This window comes from Variovorax sp. CAN15, assembly GCF_030462475.1.
In the GTDB taxonomy this organism is placed as follows: domain Bacteria; phylum Pseudomonadota; class Gammaproteobacteria; order Burkholderiales; family Burkholderiaceae_C; genus Variovorax.
Genome location: NZ_JASMRZ010000001.1, coordinates 300,609 through 318,226, shown reverse-complemented (window position 1 = coordinate 318,226; position 17,618 = coordinate 300,609). Strand labels below are relative to the sequence as shown.

General features: G+C 69.1%; 17 protein-coding genes. 6 read left to right on the top strand and 11 right to left on the bottom strand.

Annotation, left to right across the window (positions count from 1 at the left end):
* The first annotated feature begins 197 nt into the window (after positions 1-197).
* The 4 genes from QMO14_RS01390 to mrdA all read left to right on the top strand — a co-directional run bounded on the left by QMO14_RS01390 (position 198) and on the right by mrdA (position 5,035).
* Positions 198-1,241: a rod shape-determining protein gene (locus tag QMO14_RS01390; RefSeq protein WP_007833435.1), complete on the top strand. Its 1,044-nt coding sequence runs from the start codon at positions 198-200 to the stop codon at positions 1,239-1,241.
* A 172-nt stretch (positions 1,242-1,413) separates the two neighbouring features.
* Positions 1,414-2,373, top strand: coding sequence for a rod shape-determining protein MreC (gene mreC / locus QMO14_RS01385; protein ID WP_301503812.1), 960 nt, complete (start codon positions 1,414-1,416; stop codon positions 2,371-2,373).
* Positions 2,370-2,891, top strand: a complete 522-nt coding sequence (mreD, locus tag QMO14_RS01380) for a rod shape-determining protein MreD (protein WP_301503811.1) — start codon at positions 2,370-2,372, stop codon at positions 2,889-2,891. Before mreC ends, mreD begins: the two co-directional genes overlap by 4 nt.
* Before the next feature lie 176 nt (positions 2,892-3,067).
* Complete coding sequence (gene mrdA / locus QMO14_RS01375; protein ID WP_301503810.1) at positions 3,068-5,035, top strand: penicillin-binding protein 2; 1,968 nt, start codon at positions 3,068-3,070, stop codon at positions 5,033-5,035.
* Between the two features lie 135 nt (positions 5,036-5,170).
* Here the strand turns inward: mrdA and fahA are convergent, their stop codons facing one another.
* The 6 genes from fahA to QMO14_RS01345 form a co-directional block, all read right to left on the bottom strand.
* Complete coding sequence (gene fahA, locus QMO14_RS01370) at positions 5,171-6,436, bottom strand: fumarylacetoacetase (RefSeq protein ID WP_301503809.1); 1,266 nt, start codon at positions 6,434-6,436, stop codon at positions 5,171-5,173.
* Between the two features lie 139 nt (positions 6,437-6,575).
* Entirely contained in the window at positions 6,576-7,571 is a 996-nt protein-coding gene (locus QMO14_RS01365; protein WP_301503808.1) for a tripartite tricarboxylate transporter substrate binding protein, read from the bottom strand.
* Positions 7,568-8,881, bottom strand: coding sequence for a homogentisate 1,2-dioxygenase (gene hmgA, locus QMO14_RS01360; protein ID WP_301503807.1), 1,314 nt, complete (start codon positions 8,879-8,881; stop codon positions 7,568-7,570). Before hmgA ends, QMO14_RS01365 begins: the two co-directional genes overlap by 4 nt.
* Before the next feature lie 30 nt (positions 8,882-8,911).
* On the bottom strand, positions 8,912-9,109 hold the full coding sequence (locus QMO14_RS01355; protein ID WP_126022388.1) for a DUF2783 domain-containing protein: 198 nt from the start codon (positions 9,107-9,109) through the stop codon (positions 8,912-8,914).
* A gap of 13 nt (positions 9,110-9,122) precedes the next feature.
* Positions 9,123-10,760, bottom strand: coding sequence for an FAD-dependent oxidoreductase (locus tag QMO14_RS01350; RefSeq protein ID WP_301503806.1), 1,638 nt, complete (start codon positions 10,758-10,760; stop codon positions 9,123-9,125).
* A gap of 145 nt (positions 10,761-10,905) precedes the next feature.
* A complete protein-coding gene (locus QMO14_RS01345; RefSeq protein WP_301503805.1) occupies positions 10,906-11,865 on the bottom strand; it encodes an MBL fold metallo-hydrolase in 960 nt (319 codons plus the stop codon).
* A gap of 146 nt (positions 11,866-12,011) precedes the next feature.
* Between QMO14_RS01345 and QMO14_RS01340 the strand changes: the two genes are divergently transcribed.
* Positions 12,012-12,872, top strand: a complete 861-nt coding sequence (locus QMO14_RS01340; protein ID WP_301503804.1) for an IclR family transcriptional regulator — start codon at positions 12,012-12,014, stop codon at positions 12,870-12,872.
* A complete protein-coding gene (locus QMO14_RS01335; protein ID WP_301503803.1) occupies positions 12,869-13,621 on the top strand; it encodes an NAD-dependent deacylase in 753 nt (250 codons plus the stop codon). Before QMO14_RS01340 ends, QMO14_RS01335 begins: the two co-directional genes overlap by 4 nt.
* A 7-nt stretch (positions 13,622-13,628) precedes the next feature.
* Here QMO14_RS01335 and QMO14_RS01330 read toward each other — a convergent pair whose 3' ends face one another.
* Genes QMO14_RS01330 through QMO14_RS01310 form a run of 5 tightly spaced genes read right to left on the bottom strand, consistent with a single transcriptional unit; the run spans position 13,629 to position 17,574 of the window.
* Positions 13,629-13,850 (bottom strand): hypothetical protein, encoded by a 222-nt coding sequence (locus tag QMO14_RS01330; RefSeq protein ID WP_019655424.1) that lies wholly within the window; start codon positions 13,848-13,850, stop codon positions 13,629-13,631.
* 36 nt (positions 13,851-13,886) lie between these two features.
* Positions 13,887-14,552: an ABC-type transport auxiliary lipoprotein family protein gene (locus QMO14_RS01325; protein ID WP_301503802.1), complete on the bottom strand. Its 666-nt coding sequence runs from the start codon at positions 14,550-14,552 to the stop codon at positions 13,887-13,889.
* Between the two features lie 26 nt (positions 14,553-14,578).
* On the bottom strand, positions 14,579-15,538 hold the full coding sequence (locus QMO14_RS01320; RefSeq protein ID WP_301503801.1) for an MlaD family protein: 960 nt from the start codon (positions 15,536-15,538) through the stop codon (positions 14,579-14,581).
* Positions 15,539-15,547: 9 nt separating this feature from the next.
* On the bottom strand, positions 15,548-16,396 hold the full coding sequence (locus tag QMO14_RS01315) for an ABC transporter ATP-binding protein (RefSeq protein WP_301503800.1): 849 nt from the start codon (positions 16,394-16,396) through the stop codon (positions 15,548-15,550).
* Positions 16,397-16,407: 11 nt separating this feature from the next.
* On the bottom strand, positions 16,408-17,574 hold the full coding sequence (locus QMO14_RS01310) for an ABC transporter permease (RefSeq protein WP_301503799.1): 1,167 nt from the start codon (positions 17,572-17,574) through the stop codon (positions 16,408-16,410).
* Positions 17,575-17,618: the final 44 nt, after the last annotated feature.

Below are 17,618 nucleotides of genomic sequence, written 5' to 3'. Positions count from 1 at the left end.
AAAGCGGGTGTATTCGCACGCCGGAGCCGGTGCTAATACGGGAATCAGAGGGGATTCGGGTATTATCCCGCCTTTGCCGCAACCCCCGCGAACGCGCCGGCTTTTGCGCCAAAAACGATCAATTCACCCCGTCAAACGACCCAAAAAATAGAGCGACGACCTGCCGACGCGCAGGCCGTGCTCAGAGGATTCCGCACATGTTTGGAGCTTTCCGTCGGTACTTTTCCACCGACCTTGCGATCGACCTCGGCACCGCCAACACCCTGATATTCGCCCGCAACAAGGGCATCGTGCTCGACGAGCCCTCGGTCGTCGCCATCCGCCACGAAGGCGGCCCGCATGGCAAGAAGGTGATCCAGGCCGTCGGCCGCGAAGCCAAGGCCATGCTGGGCAAGGTGCCCGGCAACATCGAGGCGATCCGCCCGATGAAGGACGGCGTGATCGCCGACTTCGTGATCACCGAGCAGATGATCAAGCAGTTCATCAAGATGGTGCACCCGCGCACGCTGCTCACGCCGAGCCCGCGCATCATCATCTGCGTGCCCTGCGGCTCCACCCAGGTCGAGCGCCGCGCCATCAAGGACGCGGCCGAAGCTGCGGGCGCCACCTCCGTCTACCTCATCGAGGAACCCATGGCCGCGGCCATCGGCGCCGGCCTGCCGGTCAGCGAAGCCTCTGGCTCGATGGTGGTGGACATCGGCGGCGGCACCACCGAAGTGGGCGTCATCAGCCTGGGCGGCATGGTCTACAAGGGCTCCGTGCGCGTGGGCGGCGACCGCTTCGACGAAGCCATCATCAACTACATCCGCCGCAACTACGGCATGCTGATCGGCGAGCCGACGGCCGAAGTCATCAAGAAGAACATCGGTTCGGCCTTCCCGGGCTCCGAAGTCAAGGAAATGGAAGTCAAGGGCCGCAACCTGTCCGAAGGCGTGCCGCGCAGCTTCACCATCAGCAGCAACGAAGTGCTGGAAGCCCTGACCGATCCGCTCAACAACATCGTCTCGGCCGTGAAGAACGCGCTGGAGCAGACGCCGCCCGAGCTGGGCGCCGACATTGCCGAGCGCGGCATGATGCTGACCGGTGGCGGCGCGCTGCTGCGCGATCTCGACCGCCTGCTGGCCGAGGAAACCGGCCTGCCGGTGCTGGTCGCCGAAGATCCGCTGACCTGCGTGGTGCGAGGCTGCGGCATCGCTCTCGAGCGCATGGACCGCCTGGGCAGCATCTTCACGAGCGAATAACCGAGGTACACCCCCAGGCTTCGCGCACTTCGTGTCGCTGCGCCAACCCTCTTGCAGGGGGCAATACCAGCGGCCCGGCAAAGCCGGTTCCGCGGTATTCGTGGCAATGGATCGTGTGTTAATTTCCTGCGTTGCAAGTCGCGCAAGGCGCGGTGAAAACTAGGCCGAATTCATGCCCCTGGGCACGCTCGATCGCACAGCGCCACCCCTGTTCAACCAGGGCCAGTCGGCACTCAGCAAGCTGATCTTCTTCGGCGCGCTCGCCCTGTTCCTCATGGTGGCCGACGCGCGCTTCCACATCGTGCAGCCGATCCGCGCGGCCATCGGGGCCGTGCTCTATCCGGTGCAGTGGGTGGCGCTGAAGCCGGTGCAGGCGGTGCTGGGCGGCGGTCGCTATTTCGAAGACCTGCAGACCGCCCAGCGCAACGAAGACGACGCCCGCAAGGCACTGATGATGCAGGCCGAGCGCGCCGCCCAGGCCGACACGCTGGCCCAGGACAACGCCCGCCTGCGCGAGCTGCTCGAGCTGCGCCAGACCACCGCAACGCCGGGCCGCGCGGCCGAGGTGCTCTACGACGCGGCCGATCCCTACACCCGCAAGATCGTCATCGACCAGGGCATGGCCCAGGGCGTGCAGCCCGGCTCGCCGGTGATCGACGCGCGCGGCGTGCTCGGGCAGGTCACGCAGGTGCTGCCCTTCACGAGCGAGGTCACGCTGGTGATCGACCGCGACCTTTCCATTCCCGTGCAGAACACCCGCACCGGCGTGCGCAGCGTGGCCTTCGGCGACGCCTCGGCCCACGGCGGCGGTCTGGAGCTGCGCTTCATGGCCGCCAACGCCGACCTGCAGGAGGGCGATCTGCTCTCCACCAGCGGCGTCGACGGCATCTACCCCGCCGGCCTGCCGGTGGCGAAGATCGATCGCATCGAGCGGCGCGCCGACTCCGCCTTCGCCCGCATCTACTGCGTGCCGCTGGCCCACGTGACGGCCGCGCGCTACGTGCTGGTGCTCGAACCCACCGGCACGCCCGCCGCGCCGCCACCGGCGCAGCCCGCCGTCACACAGCGCAAGCGCCCCGAGGGCAAGCCGGGCGCGGGCAAGAACGAGAAGAAGCCGGGAGCGCGCCCATGATCAAGCGTCCAGGCCAGCAGCAGCTGCTGCTGCCCGTCAGCCCGGTCTTCATGTGGAGCAGCCTCGTGGTGGCGCTGCTCGTCAACATGATTCCCATCGGCCGCGCGGTCTGGATGCCCGACCTGCTCGCGCTCGTGATCGTGTTCTGGGGCGTGCACCAGCCCGCGCGTGTGGGCATCGGCGCGGCCTTCGTGTTCGGCCTTTGCATGGACGTGCACCAGTCGTCGATGCTGGGCCAGCATGCGCTGTCCTACACCACGCTGGGCTTCTTCGCGATCACCATCCACCGGCGCCTGCTCTGGTATCCGGTGGCGTCGCAGGCGCTGCAGGTGCTGCCGCTCTTCGCGCTGTCGCAGCTGATCGAGGTGGTCACGCGGATGATCGGCGGCGGCGTGTTCCCGGGCTGGACGGTGCTGGCCTCGCCGGCCATCGAGGCCGCCCTCTGGCCATTGGCCACCGCGCTGCTGCTGGCCCCCCAGCGCCGAACGCCGGAACCGGACGAGAACAGGCCGCTATGAGCTCTCCCCCAGGCTCCGCGCACTTCGTGTCGCTTCGCCAACCCCCTCGCCGGGGGCAACACCAGCGGCCGGGCAAAGCCCGTTCCGCGGTGTCCCCCAGTCAATCCGTCCTGCTTTCGTGCGGCATTCGGCTCCCATTTGCCATCGCACCTGCGCGCGCCTAAGCTCCCATCGCCATGACCGAAATCCGCAACGTCGCCGCCGACCTCGCGCGCTTCAAGCGCCGCGTGATCGTCATCGGGCTGGCGGTGCTCTTCGCGTTCGGGCTGCTGTGCGCGCGGCTGGTCTACCTGCAGGTCACGCGCCACGAAGACCTGGCCGAGCAGGCCGAGAGCAACCGCACGGCGGTGGTGCCGGTGGTGCCCAACCGGGGGCTCATTCTCGATCGCAACGGCATCGTGCTGGCCTCCAACTACTCGGCCTACACGCTGGAGATCACGCCCTCCAAGGTCAACGACGTCGAGGAAACCATCGACAGCCTCACGCAGGTGCTCGAGGTCTCGCCGCGCGACCGCCGCCGCTTCAAGCGCCTGCGAGAGGACTCGCGCAGCTTCGACTCCATCCCGATCCGCACCCGCCTGAGCGACGAGGAAGTCGCCCGTTTCGCCGCCCAGCGCTACCGCTTCCCCGGCGTGGAAATCAAGGCGCGCCTCTTCCGCAATTACCCGCAGGGCGAGCTGGCCTCGCACGTGCTCGGCTACATCGGCCGCATCAACCAGCGCGAGAAGACCGCGATGGAAGACTGGGACGAGGAAGACCAGGCCAACTACAAGGGCACGGACTACATCGGCAAGCTGGGCATCGAGCAGAGCTACGAGAAGACGCTGCACGGCCAGACCGGCGTGGAGCAGATGGAAACCTCCGCCGGCGGCCGTGCCGTGCGTCGACTGGCCAGCCACCCTGCCACGCCAGGCAACACGGTGATGCTGTCGCTCGACATCAAGCTGCAGAAGCTGGTGGAGGACATGTACGGCKACCGTCGCGGCGCGCTGGTGGCCATCGACCCCAAGACCGGCGAGATCCTCGCCTTCGTGAGCAAGCCCACCTTCGACCCGAACCTCTTCGTCGAAGGCATCGACAACGAAAGCTGGGCGGCGCTCACCGAATCCATCGACAAGCCGCTGCTGAACCGCGCGCTGCGCGGCACCTACCCGCCGGGCTCCACCTACAAGCCCTTCATGGCGCTGGCGGCGCTGCAGACCGGCAAGCGCGGCCCCAGCGTGGTGGTGAACGACCCCGGCTACTTCAACTTCGGCGGCCACCGCTTCGGCAGCCCCGAGGGCAACCTGGGCGGCGTCGACATGCGCCGCTCGATCCAGCTGTCGAGCAACATCTACTACTACTCGCTGGCCAACGAGATGGGCGTGGACATGATCCATGACTTCATGAAGCCGCTGGGCTTCGGCCAGATCACCGGCATCGACCTGGGCGGCGAGGTGCGCGGCGTGCTGCCGAGCACCGAGTGGAAGCGCAACACCTACAAGCGGCCCGAGCAGAAGAAGTGGTATGCGGGCGAGACCATCTCGCTGGGCATCGGCCAGGGCTACAACAACTTCACCATGCTGCAGCTGGCGCAGGCCACGGCCATCGTGGCCGACGGCGGCCTCAAGCACAAGCCGCACCTCGTGCTGGCCACGCGCAACACGGTGAGCGGGCAGGTGGTGCCGCTGCCGCAGCCGCCGCCGGAAAACCTAGGCTTCTCGGCCGCCAACATCGCGGTGATCCGCGAGGGCCTGACCAGCGTGGTCACGAGCGGCACGGCGCGCGGCGTGTTCGCGGGCGCGGCCTACCAGGCGGCCGGCAAGACCGGCACGGCGCAGGCGGTGACGCAGGCGCAGAACACCAAGTACAACGCGCGCGCGCTCGAAGAGCACCAGCGCGACCACGCCCTCTTCATGGCGTTCGCGCCTGTGAACGACCCGAAGATCGCCGTCGCGGTGATCGTGGAAAACGCCGGCTGGGGCGCGGGTGCCGCGGCGCCCATCGCGCGCCGGGTGTTCGACTACTGGCTGGCGAACCAGTACCCGAGCGAGGCGGACATGGCCGCCATCAAGATCGGCAAGGCGACCGCGCCGATCGGCAAGCCGCGCGTGGCGAGCGAGGTGGCCTGGCCGGCCGCTGCCACGCCCGCTACCGCGCCCTGACCCGGTATTGCCCCCTCTCCCCCTGGGGAGAGGGTTGGGGTGAGGGCATTGGCATCGAACTCAAAGCCGCGCTTCGTCAGAGGCACAGAGCCCTCACCCTGGCCCTCTCTCAGACGGAGAGGGGAAAAGACAGGCTCAGACCACCGTTCCGCTGACCTCGCCCAGCCCGATCCGCACCGCACCCGCGCGCTCGCAGTAGCCGCGGATCACCAGCGTGTCGCCGTCTTCCAGGAAGGTGCGCTTCTCGCCGTTGGGCAGCGTGATCGGCTGCTTGCCGCCCAGCGTCAGTTCGATCAGCGAGCCGGCCTCGTCGGGCTTGGGGCCCGAGAGCGTGCCCGAACCCAGCATGTCGCCCGGCTGCAGGTTGCAGCCATTCACCGTGTGGTGCGCGACCAGCTGCGCGGCCGTCCAGTAGGCCGCCTCGGTGGTGTTGCCGCGCGTCAGGCGCACGGGCGCCACGCCCTCGGCGCGCATCTTCGCGGTCTGCAGCAGCACTTCGAGCGTGATGTCGAGCGCGCCGCTTTCGCGGTTCGATGCCGAGTCGAGGTACGGCAGCGGCTGCGGGTCGCCGGCGGGGCGCTCGAACTTCGAGCGGAAGGGCGCCAGCGCTTCCATCGTCACCAGCCAGGGCGACAGCGTGCTGGCGAAGTTCTTCGACAGGAAGGGGCCGAGCGGCTGGTATTCCCAGGCCTGCAGGTCGCGCGCGGACCAGTCGTTGAGCAGCGTCACGCCGAACAGGTGCTCCTCGGCGTCGGCGATGGCGATGGGCTCGCCCTGCGCGTTGCCACGGCCGATGAAGAAGCCCAGCTCCAGCTCGTAATCCAGCCGCTTCGACGGGCCGAAGCTCGGCTCGGCCGCGTCGGGCGCCTTGGTCTGGCCGTGCGGGCGCTTGAAGACCTGGCCGCTCACGCCGATGGACGAGGCGCGGCCGTGGTAGCCGATGGGCACCCACTTGTAGTTGGGCATCAGCGGCTGGTCGGGGCGGAACAGCTTGCCGATGGTGGTGGCGTGGTGGATGCCCGTGTAGAAATCGGTGTAGTCGCCGATGCGGCAGGGCACCGTCATCTCGGCCCTGGCCTGCGGCAGCAGCGCCTTCGACCACGCGGCCTGCTTGTCGCTGCCTTCGGCCAGACCGGCGGAGATGGCGGCGCGCAACGCCTGGCGCTCCTTCGTGGCGGCGTTCATCAGCACGTTCATGTCGTCGGTGTCGACGAGACCGGCGGCGCGCAGGTCCAGCACCTGGTCGCCGATGGCGACGCCGATGCGGAAGGCTTCGCTGCTGCCGGCGGCGCGGAAGCGGCCGAAGGGCAGGTTCTGGATCGGGAAGTCGGTGCCGGCCTCGTTGGCCGATGCGACCCAGCTGCGCAGCTTCGGGTCATGGGTGGCGTTCAGTGCGGTCATGAGGATGTCTTTCGAGCAAGTTTTCTGAAGGGTCCGGTCTTTTCGGGAAACACCGCGGAACCGGCTTCGCCGGGCCGCAGGTGTTGCCCCCGGAAGGGGGTTGGCGGCCACACGAAGTGGGCAAGCCTGGGGGAGAGCCTTACTCCGCGGACATGCCAGCCTTCTTGGCGACGTCGCCCAGGCGCTTGTATTCGGTATCGCTCAGCTTCGCGAGCTCCTGCGGCGTCGAGCCGCGCGGCGAGAAGCCGGCCTGCGCCAGCTTGGCCTTCACGTCGGGCATGGCAAGCGCTTCGACAAAAGCTTCGTTCAGCGCCTTGACGACCGGCGCCGGCAGGTTGGCCGGGCCGTACACGCCGAACCACGGCTCCAGCGCGTAGCCCTTCAGGCCCGCCTCGGCCAGGGTCGGCACGTCTGGCAGCGAGGGCGAGCGCGCCGGGCCCGCCACCGCCAGCGCGCGCAGCTTGCCGGCCTGGATGTGCGGCAGCGAGGCCGGCAGGTTGTCGAACATCACGCCGATGTTGTTGCCCAGCATGTCGGTGATGGCCGGACCGCTGCCCTTGTAGGCGACGTGCACGAGCTCGGTGCCGGTCATCTGCGCGAACATCACGCCCGCCAGGTTCATCGAGGTGCCGGCGCCCGCGGTGGCGTAGGGCAGGCCGGGGTTCTTCTTGGCGGCGGCGATCAGGTCGGGCACGGTCTTGATGGCCGAGGCAGCCGGCACTTCGAGCACGATGGTCGAGGTGCCCAGCAGGCTGATGGCGGTGAAGTCCTTGCGCGGATCGAAGGCCATCGACTTGTAGATGTGCGGGTTCAGCGCATTGGTCGAGATCGCGCCGAAGCCGATGGTGTAGCCGTCGGGCGCGGCCTTGGCCACGGCGTCCATGCCGATGTTGCCGCCCGCGCCGCCGCGGTTGTCGACGAGCACCGGCTGGCCCAGCTTCTCCGACACCTTCTGGCCCACGGTGCGCGCCACCAGGTCGGTGGTGCCGCCGGGGGTGTAGGGCACGATGAAGCGGATGGGCTTGGTCGGGTAGTCCGCGGCGTGCGCGAACTGTGCCGTGAACTGAGCCGCAAATGGCATCGCGAGCAGTGCGACGGCCGCTGCGCGGCGCGAGAGGGTGAATGCTTTCTTCATGCTTTGAATTGATCTTTCAGGCCGGCCCAGCAGTCGGCGTAGTCCGTGTCGAGCGCAGGGCTCTTGAGCGCGAAGTTCGTCGGCACGAAGCGATAGCGGCTCTCGAACATGAAGGCCAGCGTGTTGTCCAGCTTGTGCGGCTTCAGATCGGCATTCGTGGCCTTGTCGAAGGCTTCCTCGTCGGGGCCGTGCGGCACCATGCAGTTGTGCAGGCTCGCGCCGCCGGGCTTGAAGCCGCCCGGCTTGGCGTCGTATTCGCCCAGCACCAGGCCCATGAACTCGCTCATCAGGTTGCGGTGGAACCACGGCGGACGGAAGGTGTTCTCCATCACCATCCAGCGCGGCGGGAAGATCACGAAGTCGCAGTTGGCGGTGCCGGGCGTGTCGCTGGGCGAGGTCAGCACGGTGAAGATCGACGGATCGGGATGGTCGAAGCTGATCGAGCCGATCACCATGAAGTGCGCCGTGTCGTACTTCACCGGCGACAGGTTGCCGTGCCAGGCGACCACGTTGAAGGGCGACTGCTTCATCGGCGCCTGCCAGAAGCGGCCGCCGAACTTCTTGACGATCTCGTAGCCGCCTTCCTCGGTCTCGAAGGCTGCCACCGGCGCCTGGAAGTCGCGCGCGTTGGCCAGGCCGTTCGAGCCGATGGGGCCCAGCTCGGGCAGGCGGAAGTGCGCGCCGTAGTTCTCGCACACGTAGCCGCGCGAGAGCCCATCGGGCAACGCGACCTTGAAGGCCATGCCGCGCGGCAGCACCGCGATCTCGCCGGGCTTCACGTCGAGCACGCCCAGCTCGGTGGTGATGACCAGGCGGCCCTGCTGCGGCACCACCAGCATCTCGCCGTCGGCATTGACGAAGGCGCGGCGCTCCATCGAGCGGCCGGCCAGGTACATCAGCGAACCGATGCCGACCTGCGACTCGGCGTCGCCGTTGGCCGCGATGGTGCGCATGCCGTCGACGAAGTCGGCCTTGGCCGCCGCTTCGTCCAGCGGCTGCGGGTGCCAGCGCAGCGGCTCGGGCGGCAGCGCGACCTCGCGGTCGGCGCCGGTGCTCCACAGCGGCTGCGCGTACGGCTGGTAGCGGCCCGACACCACCGAGGGCTGGCGGCGATACAGCCAGGTGCGGCGGTTCTCGTGGCGCGGCGCGGTGAAGGCGGTGCCGGAGATCAGCTCGGTGTAGAGGTCGAAGGGCCCGCGCTGCGGGTTGTTGCGGCCCTGCGGCAGCGCGCCGGGCACGGCCTCGGAGGCGTATTCGTTGCCGAAGCCGCTTTGATAGCGGCGCTCGGTGGTAGAGGTTGCGGCGGTCATGTGGTCCTCATGGATGGCTTGAATGGGGCGTTACTTCGCTGCCGCGAGCGCTTCGCGCAGCACGGCGAGCGAGCCGATGTGGTTGGCCAGCACCAGCACGAGGCGCGCGTTGTACGCGTTGCTCTCGTCGGTGCTCAGGCCCTGGTGCGCGTCGATCAGCGCTTCGTAGAAATCGTCGGGCGCCTCGAGGTGCGCTTCGGTGATCAGCTTTGGGGTGGATGCGGTCATTGCGTTGGTCCCGTCAGTGTTTGCCGAGCGCGCGGTCGATGGCGCTGCGCACCTGCGCCGCCGACGGGGCGCGCCAGCGCGCGCACACGTGCTGGTCGGGGCGCAGCAGGTACACGGTGCCGGGGCGGGCGTCGTAGCGCTGCGCGGCGAGCTCGCTGCCCCGGGCGCCGTCTTCCATGCGCACCACGTGCAGCGGCCGGTCGCTGGCCCGCAACTCGGCCAGGCTGCGCTCGGCCGCCTCGCCCTGGCCGAACACCAGCGCGGTGAACTGCGCGACATGGCATTCGCGCAGCAGCCAGCCGGTGCTGCCGTCGGCGTGCACCACGGGCGCGTCGGCTGCCGCGGCACCCGGTACCATCGCGCCCGAGAAGGCGTCGGTGTCGGGCGTGTTCAGCGGCGAGTCGCGCAGCACCGAGGGCACCGACAGCCGGCCGCTGTTGACCAGCGTGCGCGCGAAGGCGTGGCGCTTCGTCAGCTCCAGCACCGCGTCGCGGAAGAGCCGGCTCACCTCGCTCTTGGGCGTGATGAAGTCGGTGGCACGGGTGGAGTTGCGGATGTTCTCGTCGGCGGCGTATTCGCGCTCGCTGGCGTAGCTGTCGAGCAGCGTGTCGGGCGCGTCGCCCTGCACCACGGCCGCGAGTTTCCAGGCGAGGTTGTCCGCATCCTGCACGCCCGAATTGGCGCCGCGCGCGCCGAACGGCGACACGCCGTGCGCCGAGTCGCCCGCGAACAGCACGCGGCCGTGGCGGAAGTGCTCCATGCGCTGGCAGGCGAAGGTGTAGACGCTGGCCCAGCCGATCCGGAACTGCACGCCCTCGAAGCCGATGCTGTCGAGCAGCGCGCGCACGCGCGGCGTGATGTTCTCGGGCTTGCGCTCTTCCACCGGATCGGCGTCCCAGCCGAGCTGGAAGTCCACGCGCCACATGCCGTCGGCCTGCTTGTGCAGCAGCACGCTCTGGCCGGGGTGGAACGAGGGGTCGAACCAGAAGCGCCGCTCGGTGGGCAGGTCGGCGTCCATCGTGATGTCTGCGATCAGGAAGCGGTCGCGGAACACGCGGCCCTTGGCCTCCAGGCCCAGCATCTGGCGCATGTTGGAGCGCGAGCCGTCGCAGGCTACGACATGGTCGGCCTGCAGCCGGTAGTTGCCCTCGGGCGTTTCCACCGTCAGCACCGCGCCGTCGTCGCCCTGCTCGATGCCCGTGACCTTGTTGTTCCAGCGCAGGTCGATCAGCGGCAGCGCAGCCACGCGCTCGACGAGGTAGCCCTCGACGTAGTACTGCTGCAGGTTGATGAAGGCCGGGCGCTCGTGGCCGGGCTCGGGCAGCAGGTCGAAGCTGTAGACCTGCTCGTCGTGGAAGAACACCTTGCCCACGTTCCACGACACGCCCTTGTCGACCATGCGGTCGCCGCAGCCCAGGCGGTCGAACACTTCCAGCGTGCGCTTGGCGAAGCAGATCGCGCGCGATCCGCTGGACAGGGTGTTGTCGTTGTCCAGCAGCACCACGGGCACCTGCCGCAGCGCGAGGTCGATGGCCAGAGTGAGGCCCACCGGGCCGGCGCCGACGATCACGACGGGGTGTTGCGCCGGTGCCGCCGCGTCCTGGTCGGCGTGGCGCTTGTAGTCGAAGCGCAGGCTTTGATAGTCGATCACGTACTTGTCTCCGTGTCCTTTGTCCTTGTCTCGCTCCTTCCCCCGCTGGGGGAAGGTCGGGATGGGGGCTCGACGGCGCTCGAAACTGGCGCTCTGCCTGCCCCCACCCCAGCCCTCCCCCAGCGGGGAAGGGAGCAATGCGGGATCAGCCTTCGAGGGCCTTCCACATCTCGACGTCGCGCTCGGCCGTCCAGATGCGCGGGTCGGCATGGCCCGAGGCCTCGTCGTAGGCGCGGCTCACGTCGAAGGGCATGCAGTGGTCGAAGATCACCCACTGGCTGTACTTGGGCTGCAGCTTCGCGTAGGTCTCCTTGTAGACCGCGTTCAGGTCGCGCCCGGCCTTCACGCCTTCCTGCACGCTGGCGTAGACGTCGGAGATGAAGTTGCGCGTGCCCGTCAGGCCCTCGGACACGGCTTCCGGCGTGGTCAGCGCGGCGCCGCGGCCCGGCACCAGCGCCACGGGCTTGAGCGCGGCGATGTTGTCCAGCGTCTGCGGCCAGTCCTTGAAGTAGGCGTCTCCGGCGTACGGGGTGGCGCCGAACTCGACCAGGTCGCCCGACAGCAGCGTGCGTTCCTGCGGCAGCCAGACGACGGTGTCGCCCTTGGTGTGGCCGCGGCCGAGCTGGATCAGCTGCACTTCCAGCTTGCCCAGCCACAGCGTCATCTTGCCGGTGAAGGTCATGGTGGGCCAGGTCAGGCCCGGCGGCACCGTCTCGACGTTCTGGAACAGGCGCGGGAAGCGGCCGATCTCGCTGGCCTTGTCCTGCTCGCCGCGCTCGACGATCAGGTCCCGCGTGTCCTGGCTGGCCAGGATGTGCTCGGCGCCGTAGCCTGCCGCGCCCAGCACGCGCACGGCGTGGTAGTGCGTGAGCACCACGTACTTGATGGGCTTGTCGGTCACCTCGCGGATGCGGCGCACCACGTCGGCCGCCATGGCGGGCGTGGCCTGGGTGTCGGCCACCAGCACGCAGTCGTCGCCGATGACGATGCCGGTGTTGGGGTCGCCTTCGGCGGTGTAGGCCCAGGCATGTTCCGAGATCTGGCTGAAGGTGATCTTCTTCTCTTCCATGTCGGCCTGGCTGGCGAATTTCTTGGCTTGGCTCATCGGGGTGTCTCCGTCGGTGGGGTGGAATTTGGAATTCGTCTAAGTCGAACGAATTCGCGGTTAACGAATTTCCGCAGTGTAAGCCGGCGATCAGTTAATGTCTAATCCCTTCTTCATGAACGAACAACCGGACGCCAAAGGCAGCCATGGCCACTGACACCGACCGCGCCCAGCGCGGCATCCAGAGCATCGAGGTCGGCGGCCAGTTGCTGCGGGCGCTGGTGCACCACGGCCGGCCCATGGCGCTGAAGGACCTGGCCCGGGAAGCCGACATGACGGCCGCCAAGGCGCACCCGTACATGGTCAGCTTCGGGCGCCTGGGCCTCATCGAGCAGGACCGCGCCAGCGGCCACTATCTGCTCGGCCCGCTTGCCTTGCAACTGGGCCTCATCAGCCTGCAGCAGGCCGACCCCGTGCACATCGCCACCCCGCTGATCGGCCAGCTTGCGCAGCAGACCGGCCACACCGTGGCGCTGGCCGTATGGGGCGCGCGCGGGGCGACCATCGTGCGCACGGCCGAGTCGCCGTCGCCGGTGCACGTGAACATGCGGCACGGCACGGTGTTCTCGCTGACCAACACCGCCTCGGGCCGGGTGTTCGCCACCTACCTCGACGCCGGGGTGGTGCGCAGCCTGCTCGAGGAAGAGCGCCAGCGCCAGAAGCAGCGCAAGAGCGGCGAACCCACGCCGCCGGCCGGCATGCCGCCGGTGCAGCCGCTGCCTTCGTGGAGCGACTTCGAGCGCCAGCTGAAAGAAGTGCGCGACCACGGCATCAGCCGCTCCGACGGCGAGGTCATCGAAGGCGTCAGCGCCATGGCCGCGCCCGTCTTCGACCACACTGGCGCCATCGTGCTGGCCGTCACCGCCATCGGCCCGGCCGGCATTTTCGACACCGCGTGGGACGGCGAGATCGCCCGTGCGCTCAAGGCTTGCGCGGACACCGTGTCGCAGCGCCTGGGCGCCACCGCTGCTCTCCCCCCAGCGAGCCCCGCCAGACCAGAGCGATGACGCACGTCACACCAGATATCGCTTCTTCCGTCAGCGCAGCCACCAGGCTGCTGAGCAATGCCCGGCGCATCGTCGTCTTCTCCGGCGCCGGCCTGTCGCGCGCCTCGGGCATCCCGACCTACCGCGACGCCGACGGCCTGTGGAAGAACCAGAACGCGCTGCAGTTCTCGCATGCCGAAGACCTTCAGCGTGACCCCTCGGGCTTCACGAAATTCTGGGCGCAGCGCCAGTCGGTGATCGAGTCGGCCCAGCCCAACCCGGGCCACACCGCGCTCGCGCTGCTGCAGCGGCTGCGCCCCGCCACGCGGCTGGTCACGCAGAACGTCGACGGGCTGCTCACGCTGGCCGGCGGCCAGGATGTGCTGGAGCTGCACGGCTCGCTGCGCCGCTGGCGCTGCGACCGCTGCGGCAACCGCAGCGGCCCCTGGCCCTTCCACCGCTGCCTGCGCTGCGGCTCGCACGCGCGGCCCGACGTGGTGATGTTCGGCGAGATGCTGAATGCCGGCGTGCTGCTCGACGCGCAGGTGGCGGCGCAGGAGTGCGATCTGTTCGTGGTGGTGGGCAGCACCACCATCGTCTACCCGGCCGCCGAGCTGCCGCAGACCGCGCTCGCGCACGGCGCGCGGCTCATCACGCTGAACCTGGAGCCGCTGCCGCACCTGGACGACGCGGCGTCCGTGGTGCTGCGCGGTACTTCAGAGGAACTGCTGCCGCAGCTGATGGCGGGGCTGTCGGGCCGGCGAGCCTGAAGAAGGCTCAGCCTTTCCGGCCCCCCAGCAGCACCAGCGCCCCGCCCACCACGATCACCGCCACGCCGGCCCACACCGGCAGGTTGACCGTTTCCTTCTCCTTCACCGAGAACTCCAGCGGCCCGAGCTTGGCCTGGTGGGTTTCCTTGGTGAAGCTGAAGCTGCCCAGGGCCAATGCGGCGATGCCGGCCACGATCAGCAGGATGCCGACGATGCGGGTTGCGTTCATGGGACGAGGCTCCTTCCTTCCGTGTGATGCGGGAGATTACTGCCGCGGCTGTTGCTGCTGCAACTGATCGACCCACTGCACCACCTCGGCCACGGCCGCATCGCTGGCCGCGATCAGCGCTTTCACGCCGCCGGGTGCGTCGGCGCTGGGCGCGGGGCGGCGCACGGTGAAAAGGCGCTGGCCCAGCACCCGGTCGCCGCCCGTGGCGCTGCGCACGAGCGTGGCGCGCAGGCGCACCAGGCCCACGCTGGCGCTTGCCGATTCGAAGTAGTGGCTGAATTCGTCCAGCGAGATGCGCAGCGTGTCCGGCGCCTGGCCCCGGCTGCGCGAGATGGTGGCGGCCTCTTCGGGGCCGAGCACCATGCGGCGCTCCGACAGCGTGTCGCGCAGCCGCTGGCGCAGCAGCTGCGAAGGCGGCAGGCTCCAGCGCGACTGGCCGTAGGGCCGCAGCTCGTTGGCATCGGCATAGCCCAGCCGGTAGAGGATCTGCGTGCCATCGAGGCGGGAATTGCTCTCGAACTCGGCCAGCGACAACGTCGGGAGCGTGGCCGCCGCGGGTGCCGCGGCAGGCATCGCCGGGCCGGGGCCGAAGTCGTAGAGCGTGGCGCGCGCGGGCTTGTCGGGCAGCGCGCCGCAGCCGGCGGCCAGCAGCAGGGCGCAGCCGAGCGCGAGGGCGGCAGGGGTCTTGCGAATGGCGTTCATGGTCGGTGATCCTCGCTCCGTCGGAATCAGGGCCGCGACGCGGCCGGCGCCTGGAAGCCCGGCTCGCCAGGGCCCGCCGCCGCGCCGCCGTTGCCGAAGAGCAGCGATTGCGGGTTGTCGTTGATGCTGTCCGCCGCGCGGCCCAGCCGGCGCACCGCGTGCGAGGTGTCGTCGGCCACGCGGTTCACGCGCGGAAGCGTGGCGGCGTTGAACGAATCCACCGCCTGCGCCAGCGCCTTGGTGCCGTCGCTCAGCCGCTCGACCGGGCCGTCGGGCGCGTTCAGCCGGCCCACGGTGGTGTTGAAGTTGTTGGCCACGCGCGAGACGTCGCCGGCGGCCTTCTTCACCGAGGCCAGCGTGTCGGGCATCTTCGCGAGCGCCGGGTTCAGGCCGGTCTTCACGGTGCTGTCGAGCGTCTTGAGCAGCGTGTTGGCGCTGGCCGAGGCGGCCGCGATGTTCTCCAGCGCATCGGCCGCGCGCTTCTGGTTGGGGTCGCTCAGCAGCTGGTTGGCGCGCTTGGTCACTTCCTCGACCTGGTTGATGATGGCTTCGCCGCGGTCCTGCAGCTGCGCCAGCATCGAGGGCTTGAGCGGGATGCGCGGCGGGTCGTCGTTGTTCGGCTTGAGCGCGACGGTCGATTCGCCCTTGTCGTCCAGCGCGATGAAGGCCAGGCCGGTCACGCCCTGGTAGCTCAGCGTGGCGAAGCTGGAGGTGGTGAGCGGCACGCGCTCGTCGACCGAGATGCGCACCCGCACGTTGCCCTTGATCTTCGGGTCGAAGTCGATCGACGCCACTTTGCCCACCGCGATGCCGCGGTAGCGCACCATGGCCTGCGGCTGCAGGCCGCTGACCGCGTCGCGGGTGGAGAGCTCGTAGATGTTGCGCACGGTGTTGTCGCGCGTGAACCAGACCACCAGCGCGACGAGCGCGGCGATCAGTCCGAGCACGAAGGCGCCGGCGGCGAGGGCGTGGGCCTTGTTTTCCATGGTGGCTACCTACCTTTCAGCGGCCTGCCCGGAGGCAGGCTTCGCGGGGGATTGTCCGGCTGGCTTGTCATGCAGCGCTTCGAGGGCGCGCTGGCCGCGCCCGCCGAGGAAGTATTCGTGGATGAAGGGATGCGGATACGCGATGACCTCGCGCGCCGCGCCGGTGACGATCACCTTCTGGTCGGCCAGCACCGCGATGCGGGTGCTCAGGTCGAACAGCGTGTCCAGGTCGTGCGTGACCATCACCACCGTGAGGCCCAGCTCGCGGTGCAGGCCGCGCAGCAGGTCGCAGAAGCTGTCGGAGGCTTCGGGGTCGAGGCCGGCGGTGGGTTCGTCCAGCAGCAGCAGCGGCGGGTCCATGATGAGCGCGCGCGCCAGCGCCACGCGCTTGATCATGCCGCCCGACAGGTCGGCAGGGCTCTTGTTGGCATGCTGCGGGCCCAGGCCCACCATCTGCAGCTTCACCAGCGCCGCGTGGCGGATGAGCTCGTCGGGCAGCAGCTTCAGCTCGCGCAGCGGAAAGGCTATGTTCTCCAGCACGCTGAAGGCCGAGAACAGCGCGCCGTGCTGGAACAGCATGCCCACGTTGGCCGCGCCCGAGGCGCTGAGCTCGCCGGGCTCCTGGCCCAGCACTTCCACGTGGCCGCGCGTGGGCTTCTCCAGCCCGAGGATCTGGCGCAGCAGCACCGTCTTGCCCGTGCCCGATCCGCCCACCAGCGAGAACACCTCGCCGCGATCGATGTGCAGCTGCAGGTCGCGGTGCACCACCTGCTCGCCGTCGGCGCTGTGGAACACGGTCCACAGGCCGTGGATGTCCACCACGGTGGGATCGGTGTCGGGGCGCACGGGCATGCTCATGGTTCACGCCCTCATGCTCTGAAGCCGATGCCCTTGAAGAGCACGGCAAAAAGCGCGTCGACCAGGATCACGGCGGTGATCGAGGTGACGACCGACTGCGTGGTGCCGCGCCCGAGGCTCTCGGTGTTGGGCTTGACCTTCATGCCGAAGTGGCAGCCGATCAGCGCGATCAGGATGCCGAACACCGCCGACTTGGCCATGGCCAGCCACAGGTTCGAGATCGGCACCGCGCGCGGCAGGGCCGAGAGGAAGTAGGCCGGCGAGATGTCGAGCGCCGCGTCGGCCGCCAGCATGCCGCCCGCGAGCGCCGCCATCGAGGTCCACAGGCTGATCAGCGGCATCGCGATGGCCAGCGCCAGCACGCGCGGCATCACCAGGCGGAAGCCGTGCGGGATGCCCATCACGCGCATCGCGTCGAGCTCCTCGGTCACGCGCATCACGCCGATCTGCGCCGTGATGGCCGAGCCCGAGCGCCCGGCGATCAGCACCGCCGCCAGCACCGGCCCCAGTTCGCGGATCAGCGAGAGCCCGAGGATGTTCACCACGAAGGTCTCGGCGCCGTACTGGCGCAGCTGCTGCGAGATCAGGTAGGCCAGCACCACGCCGATGAGCAGGCCGACCAGCGCCGTGATGTGCAGCGCCGTCGCGCCGAACTGATACAGGTGCCCGGAAAAATCGCGCCACGGCCCGCGATGCGGCGCGCGCACCAGCCGGCCGAGGTCCAGCGCGAGCTGGCCGATCAGCGCGATGAAGTCGCGAACCACGTACATGAGGCGCGGCCCGTAGTGCGAGAACGCGCGGATCCGGTCGTTCAGCGTGGGCCTGGGTTCATCCGGCGTGTCGACGGTGTATTGCGCTACCTGGTCGAGCACGGCCTTGTGCTGCGGCGACAGCTCGATGGTGGCCGGCCATTCGTGGCGCCAGTGATCCCACAGGAGTTGCGCGCCGACGTGGTCGAGCTGCTCGATGGGCCGCAGGTCCCAGGCGCGGTCGTCGGCGGGCGGGGCTGCCTTCAGGCTCTGGTCCAGCGCCTGCCAGGCCGGCTTGGACGACATCGCCAGCGTGGTCCAGCGGCCGCTGGCCACCGTCCATTGGCGGCCTTCCTGCTCGCGCTGCGCGACGCGGGGCCACGCGCTGTCGGCGGCGCGGGCGTCGGCAGACGATGGGGCGGGGGACATGGCTGGAGGAAGAATGAATGAGGCGGGCGAGCGGGAAAGTTAAC

Coding starts and splice junctions, on each gene's coding strand:
- QMO14_RS01345 (WP_301503805.1), bottom strand. CDS start 11,865: ATGAGCCAAGCCAAGAAATTCGCCAGCCAGGCCGACATGGAAGAGAAG.
- hmgA (WP_301503807.1), bottom strand. CDS start 8,881: ATGACCGCCGCAACCTCTACCACCGAGCGCCGCTATCAAAGCGGCTTC.
- QMO14_RS01335 (WP_301503803.1), top strand. CDS start 12,869: ATGACGCACGTCACACCAGATATCGCTTCTTCCGTCAGCGCAGCCACC.
- mreD (WP_301503811.1), top strand. CDS start 2,370: ATGATCAAGCGTCCAGGCCAGCAGCAGCTGCTGCTGCCCGTCAGCCCG.
- QMO14_RS01365 (WP_301503808.1), bottom strand. CDS start 7,571: ATGAAGAAAGCATTCACCCTCTCGCGCCGCGCAGCGGCCGTCGCACTG.
- QMO14_RS01320 (WP_301503801.1), bottom strand. CDS start 15,538: ATGGAAAACAAGGCCCACGCCCTCGCCGCCGGCGCCTTCGTGCTCGGA.
- QMO14_RS01310 (WP_301503799.1), bottom strand. CDS start 17,574: ATGTCCCCCGCCCCATCGTCTGCCGACGCCCGCGCCGCCGACAGCGCG.
- QMO14_RS01340 (WP_301503804.1), top strand. CDS start 12,012: ATGGCCACTGACACCGACCGCGCCCAGCGCGGCATCCAGAGCATCGAG.
- fahA (WP_301503809.1), bottom strand. CDS start 6,436: ATGACCGCACTGAACGCCACCCATGACCCGAAGCTGCGCAGCTGGGTC.
- mreC (WP_301503812.1), top strand. CDS start 1,414: ATGCCCCTGGGCACGCTCGATCGCACAGCGCCACCCCTGTTCAACCAG.
- QMO14_RS01330 (WP_019655424.1), bottom strand. CDS start 13,850: ATGAACGCAACCCGCATCGTCGGCATCCTGCTGATCGTGGCCGGCATC.
- QMO14_RS01390 (WP_007833435.1), top strand. CDS start 198: ATGTTTGGAGCTTTCCGTCGGTACTTTTCCACCGACCTTGCGATCGAC.
- QMO14_RS01325 (WP_301503802.1), bottom strand. CDS start 14,552: ATGAACGCCATTCGCAAGACCCCTGCCGCCCTCGCGCTCGGCTGCGCC.
- QMO14_RS01315 (WP_301503800.1), bottom strand. CDS start 16,396: ATGAGCATGCCCGTGCGCCCCGACACCGATCCCACCGTGGTGGACATC.
- QMO14_RS01355 (WP_126022388.1), bottom strand. CDS start 9,109: ATGACCGCATCCACCCCAAAGCTGATCACCGAAGCGCACCTCGAGGCG.